The organism is Cytophagia bacterium CHB2 (assembly GCA_030263535.1).
Classification (GTDB): domain Bacteria; phylum Zhuqueibacterota; class Zhuqueibacteria; order Zhuqueibacterales; family Zhuqueibacteraceae; genus Coneutiohabitans.
Genome location: SZPB01000390.1, coordinates 1 through 5813, shown reverse-complemented (window position 1 = coordinate 5813; position 5813 = coordinate 1). Strand labels below are relative to the sequence as shown.

The 5813-nt window shown below is 54.0% G+C and carries 5 protein-coding genes; all 5 read left to right on the top strand.

The genetic code is table 11. The features are described 5' to 3' along the window. Window positions 1-1541 (top strand): c-type cytochrome (locus FBQ85_25640; GenBank protein MDL1878515.1); only part of this gene is annotated, 1541 nt, incomplete at its 5' end. Window positions 1542-1820: 279 nt separating this feature from the next. After that, the gene (locus FBQ85_25635) at window positions 1821-2252 is read left to right on the top strand and encodes a hypothetical protein (GenBank protein ID MDL1878514.1); all 432 of its coding nucleotides are present in this window, start codon (window positions 1821-1823) and stop codon (window positions 2250-2252) included. 568 nt (window positions 2253-2820) lie between these two features. Then, window positions 2821-3306: a Rieske 2Fe-2S domain-containing protein gene (locus tag FBQ85_25630; protein MDL1878513.1), complete on the top strand. Its 486-nt coding sequence runs from the start codon at window positions 2821-2823 to the stop codon at window positions 3304-3306. 478 nt (window positions 3307-3784) lie between these two features. Next, window positions 3785-5080 (top strand): glucose-1-phosphate adenylyltransferase, encoded by a 1296-nt coding sequence (locus FBQ85_25625; protein MDL1878512.1) that lies wholly within the window; start codon window positions 3785-3787, stop codon window positions 5078-5080. A 334-nt stretch (window positions 5081-5414) separates the two neighbouring features. Continuing rightward, window positions 5415-5813: glucose-1-phosphate adenylyltransferase (locus FBQ85_25620; protein ID MDL1878511.1), on the top strand; the 399-nt coding region annotated here is incomplete at its 3' end.

Below are 5813 nucleotides of genomic sequence, written 5' to 3'. Positions count from 1 at the left end.
AGAAGCTCGAGCCCGGTTTCGTGTACGGCTGGCTGCGCGACAACCGCGAATTCCGGCGGCATTCGCGCATGCCGAACCCGATGTATACGCACGAAGAAGCCGCAGCCGCCACCGCTTATTTGTTCGATGCCAGCAACAAAAACGGCTGGTCTCCGGCGCCGATGCCGGCCAGCGGCAACGCGGCACGCGGTGAAGGCCTGGTGGAAACCGTGGGTTGCAAAGGTTGCCACGTGGTCGATGACAGCGATCGCGAACTGCGCCCGAACGATCTGCCTTATGACATGGCGCCGGATCTCAGCGCCGCCGCTGCGAAAGCCTCATCGCAGTGGCTGTTTGATTGGATCAAGAATCCTAAAAGGTTTTCTCCCACCACGCGCATGCCGAATTTGCGTCTGAGCGATCAAGAAGCCGCAGATATCGTCGCTTATTTGGAAACGTTCAAGAGCCAGGTCTCGCTGCCGGCAAATTACACCGCGGCACTGCCCGATCTCTCCGATCAGAATTTGATCAACGAAGGCAAAGCCGTGCTGCGGAATTTTGGCTGTCATGGCTGTCACGTGATTCCCGGTTTGGAAAATGAAGGCCGCGTTTCCGTCTCGTTGAATGAGTTTGGCGCCAAGCCGGTCGAAGAGTTGTTTTATGGCGACGCGCTGGCGAAAAAGGCAGTCGAAAAAACCTGGGAAGGCTGGACGACCGGCAAGCTGAAAAACTCGCGCTTGTATGCCACCGAAGCCGTGATTCAGCGCATGCCGAATTACCAACTCTCCGAAGAAGATGCCACTTCGCTGGCCGTCTTGCTGCGCTCGTGGGATGGCCGCGTGATCGGCGAACGTTATGTCAAACAGTGGAGCGGCCAGGATGAAGCGGTGCATGCCGGACGCTTGTTGGTACGCAAATATAATTGCACCGGCTGCCATTTGATCGAAGGCGAAGGCTGGGACATCAAACCCTCGCTCACGCAGGCGCTGGGCAAAGAAGGCATCGACGAAATTGCCGCTTCGGCTTATGCGCCCCCGGATCTCATCAGTCAAGGCCAGAAAGTGCAGGGCGATTGGTTCTTCCGGTTCTTGAAAGAGCCGAAAACCGGCGAGATTCGTCCCTGGCTGCGTACACGTATGCCGACCTTCAATTTCAGCGATAAAGAAGCCAATACCTTGGTGGACTATTTCAAATCGCTGGAAGGCGAAGCGCCAGGCTTTACGTATTTGCCTGAGTTCGAGCTGACCGCGGAGCAACGCGCCGGCGCGCTGAAGCTGGTTTCGAAAGATTACTTCGATTGCTTTTCATGCCATCAGCAGGGCAATATCAAGCCGGAAGGCCCGCCGGACGGTTGGGCGCCGGATTTGGCTATGGCAAGCCAGCGGCTCAATCCGAACTGGGTTGCGGCATGGATTCGTGACCCGCAAGCGCTGCAGCCCGGCACCAAGATGCCGTCGTTTTATCCGGATTCGTATCCGCCGGACGTGTTGGACGGCGATCCTGACAAGCAGATCGTGGCATTGCGTAATTATCTGCTGAGTTTGAGCAACGGCAAACGATAGGCGCGGCGTGCACAAGTCAAGGTCACGCAGGTATCTGGTTTTTGCGCGGCGCACGGCCTCGCTGGCAAAGAACATGTTAGCGCCTATTTCCCCAAAGCCGGACGAGCCGGAACCAAAGAGAGAAAACTCATCCCGCAAAGGCGGGACGAAGACGCAAAGAACCCGCAAAACTTTTCTTTGCGTATGTTGGCGGCTTTGCATCTCTGTGTGAATTCTTTCCTTTTTTGCGAAGAGTTCACTCTAAAGAGACCAAGGCTTTCAAGCTGAAAGGCAGGGAATATGAATCCAGTTCTTAGAAATGTATTGGCCGTTATCGCCGGAGTCGTGGTTGGCAGCCTGGTAAACATGGGACTCATCACGATAAGCGGCAAGGTTATCCCGCCCCCTCCCGGTGTCGATGTGACGAATTTTGAAAGCCTGAAATCTTCAATGCATTTATTTGAGCCTCGGCATTTTATTTTTCCGTTTTTGGCTCATGCGTTGGGTACGTTGGCAGGTGCTTATGTCGCCTCCCGTCTGGCGGCAAGCCATAAATTAAAATTTGCGTTAGGCGTGGGCGTCTTTTTCCTGCTTGGAGGCCTGACCAATGTCTTCATGCTTCCCTCGCCGACCTGGTTTGCAATATTGGATTTAGTCGGCGCTTATATTCCCATGGCGTGGTTTGGTCACAGATTGGCTGAAAAAAGCAGCGTCAAACTTGCAAGAGTCTAAGCCGGACGAGCCGGAACCAAATTTTACCACAAAGACCCAGAGACACCAAGTTTTTTTGTTTTTTTAGCGCGATAGAGCTTCAAAGAGATTAAGCTGGTGTTGAGCACAGAGCCTGAAGCAAAAACGCGCAGCGTGCGCCATTGTTCGCGGACGTTGCCGTAATTTGTAGAAGTACCCTCTTGAAATGTCAGTCCGGTGAATCTTGTGAAGGACGCGGCGTGGTGTTAACACTTCACGGGTTCTCCACGGCATGACAAGATTGCCATTCATGCAAATCAGCGTAACTGCTCAAACGCTTCGGTTGACGCGCATGCGTCTGCGCGGAACCGGTTGGCGGGATCGATATCCGACAGAATTCTAAACACTCTCGAGCTAGAGGAGGCTGAACGTGTCCGAAGAAAAAAAAGAAACTGCTGCCGGGGAACCGGGAAATGCGGAAAAAAAAGCAGCGCCCGCGAAGGCCGCGCCTGCAAAAGCAGCGGCTCCGCCCGCAGCCGGTGAAGTCACTAAAGCAAAACCCGGAGCAAAATCAACGTTAACGGAGCCGATCGCTCCCGGAACCCTCTGGATGTCGCGGCGCAATTTTCTCTCGCGCGCAGGCTGGACGGCGTTCTTCAGCTTCCTCGGCATGATGTTGCTCGGCTCGTTGCGCTATATGTTTCCGCGCGTGTTGTTCGAGCCTTCCACGGTTTTTAAAGCCGGCTTGCCGGATGATTACCCCATCGGCGCCGTCAGCACGAAATGGGTGAAAGATTATCGCACGTGGATTGTGCGCAACGACAAGGGTTTTTATGCCATTTTTGCGCAATGTACACATCTCGGCTGCACCCCGCGCTGGCTCGAAGCGGAAGCCAAATTCAAATGCCCGTGTCACGGCAGCGGCTTTACGATGGACGGCCTGAATTTTGAAGGGCCGGCGCCGCGGCCGCTGGAACGCGTGAAAATCGGCATCTCCGAAGACGGCCAATTACTCGTCGATACGAGTATTCGCTACCGCGAGGAACAAGGTCAATGGAGCAACCCCGACGCCTTTTTACCGCTCGGCGTATCGTGAGCAAATGCTGCAAAGCCAGGGGCAAACGGTAAGAGGTGAATATTCCAAAATCCCCCTTGCCGTTTGCCCCTTTTTCGTTGGGTGGGAAAGGGTGCAAGCAGTTTGCTGTCATTCCGAGGGGGTTTGTGCCGCGCCAGGTTCATCATCGCTTTGCGCCTCGTTTAGTGAGATTCAATTAAAATGATCTTTGCCGTGACTTAACGTTGCAACGTAGCGCGAAGCAATGTATATTACCGCATCTCTTGAAGGGAGCATATTCTGAAGCAGGCGCTCTGGTATTTTGCCAAAGCTTTTCAAATGCTCGGTTTGTTCATCGTATTTTTTGGCATCATCATCGGCTTGTCTGATCCGCATGGCGATGAAGCCTTCAGGGCCGAGTTTAGATATGCCATTACCGGCGTGCTCGTGTTCGGCGTCGGCTGGCTGATGGAACGAATGTTTGCAAGACGATGACGGTCAACCTTCCCGGGTGTTGGGCATGAGAAAAATACTAGCGATGATTCTTGCCGGCGGGCGCGTCGACGAGCTTTCGGTATTAACGCTGATCCGGCCCAAGGCGGCCGTGCCGTTCGGCGGTTTGTATCGCGTCATCGATTTTCCCATGAGCAACCTCATGCACTCCGGCATCGAAAATGTCGGAATTCTCTCGCAATACCGCTCGTATTCGTTGATCAATCACATTGGCAACGGCGCCTCGTGGGAGATGGTGGGCCGCGATCGCAGCGTCACGATTTTGCCGCCCTTCAAAACACAAACGCTCTCGAGCTGGTATCGCGGCAATGCCGATGCGGTTTATCAAAACCTCGGTTATCTGCGCATTCACCGCCCCGATCTTGTGCTGGTGCTCTCTGGGGATCACATCTATTCGATGAATTACAATCCGCTAATCGAGTTTCACCTCGAAAATCGCGCGGATTTGACCATGGCGTTTACGCGCATTAACAAGGCGCAAGCCACGCGCTTCGGCGTCGGCCGCATTGAATTGGAAACCGGCAAACCCGGCGGACGTTTGCTGGAATATGCCGAAAAACCCGAAACGTCTCCGGATTGGCCGGAGCAGGAATGCTGGGCCTCGCTCACCATCTATCTCTTTTCTGCAAAAGTGCTGGCCGAGGTTCTTGCTAAACACGCGCAGAGCGATCCGACAACGTATGAATTCGGACGAGACATCATCCCCGCTGCCGTAAAAAACTATCGGGTATTTGGCTACGCGTATGAGGGCTATTGGGGCTACACGCGCACAATTGATGAATACTGGCAGACCAACATGGATATGCTCGGCGAAAAGCCCATGATCGAGCCTGAGCGCTGGAAAATCCGCACCAATCTCGAACACAGCGCGGTGCGCGATCGCCCGCCTGCGTTGATCGGGCCGCAAGCGAAGATCGAGAATTCCCTGATCTACAGCGGCTGCCGCGTGTACGGCGCGGTGAAGAATAGCATTCTCTTTCCCGGCGTGGTGATCGGCGAGAATGTGCAGGTGGGCGATTCCATTTTGATGTTTGACGCCAAAGTTGCGCCGGAATGCGTGTTGCATAAAGTTATCACGGATTCGGAGGTGGAGATTGGCCGCGGGTGTTTGATCGGCAATGGCGATCCCACAATTCACAATGAAGAATACTCGGATTTGTTGCGCAGCGGCATTACGCTGATCGGCCGCGGCGCGATTCTACCCGAGGGCATTACGATCGGCTCGAATTGCATTGTGCATCCGGAGCTGGAGCCCTCGCGGTTTCACGACAAGGTGTATGAATCGGGTGTGTCGATTTCTTAAGATAAGCTGGGGCGGCAGCGCTTTAGTGGTGCAAGTTTTCGGTTGATTTTTACCGGCGGCGTAGCCCGGGCCGCGTTAAAATCAAATGACAAACTTTCTGTGACATTTATGCACAACACACCTGGCTCAGACAGATTCAAGAAAAAAAAGTTTATCAATCCTTTTATGTCATCCAGGGATCTTGTGAAGTTGCAGGCAAATTATCGAGTACTTCACAAGATTCGTCTGAATGACATTTCGAAGGAACTACTCCTGCAAATTAAGGTACCAGCGAACTAGGCGTTGTGGCCTGGTCAAGAGTTGCCGATATGAAACAAATCATATCCTTTCTCCCATGAAGAAAACCCTCGCCATGCTGCTGGCCGGCGGCGTCGGCAGCCGGCTGAATATTCTCGCGCATGCGCGCGCCAAGCCGGCCGTGCCATTCGGCGGCATGTATCGCATCATCGACTTCACCCTGAGCAACGCTAAGAATTCCGGCATCATTAACGTCGGCGTGCTCACGCAATACAAGCCGCTTTCGTTGATGGAACATATCGGCGGCGGCGAGCCATGGGATTTCATGGGCCGCATGCGCGGCGCGAAAATTCTGCCCCCGCGTACCGGCGAAAAGGATTCTGATTGGTATAAAGGCACGGCCGACGCCATCCGACAAAATGCCGACTACATCCGCAATTTCGATGCGGATCAGGTATTGATTCTCTCCGGCGATCACATTTACTACATGGATTAC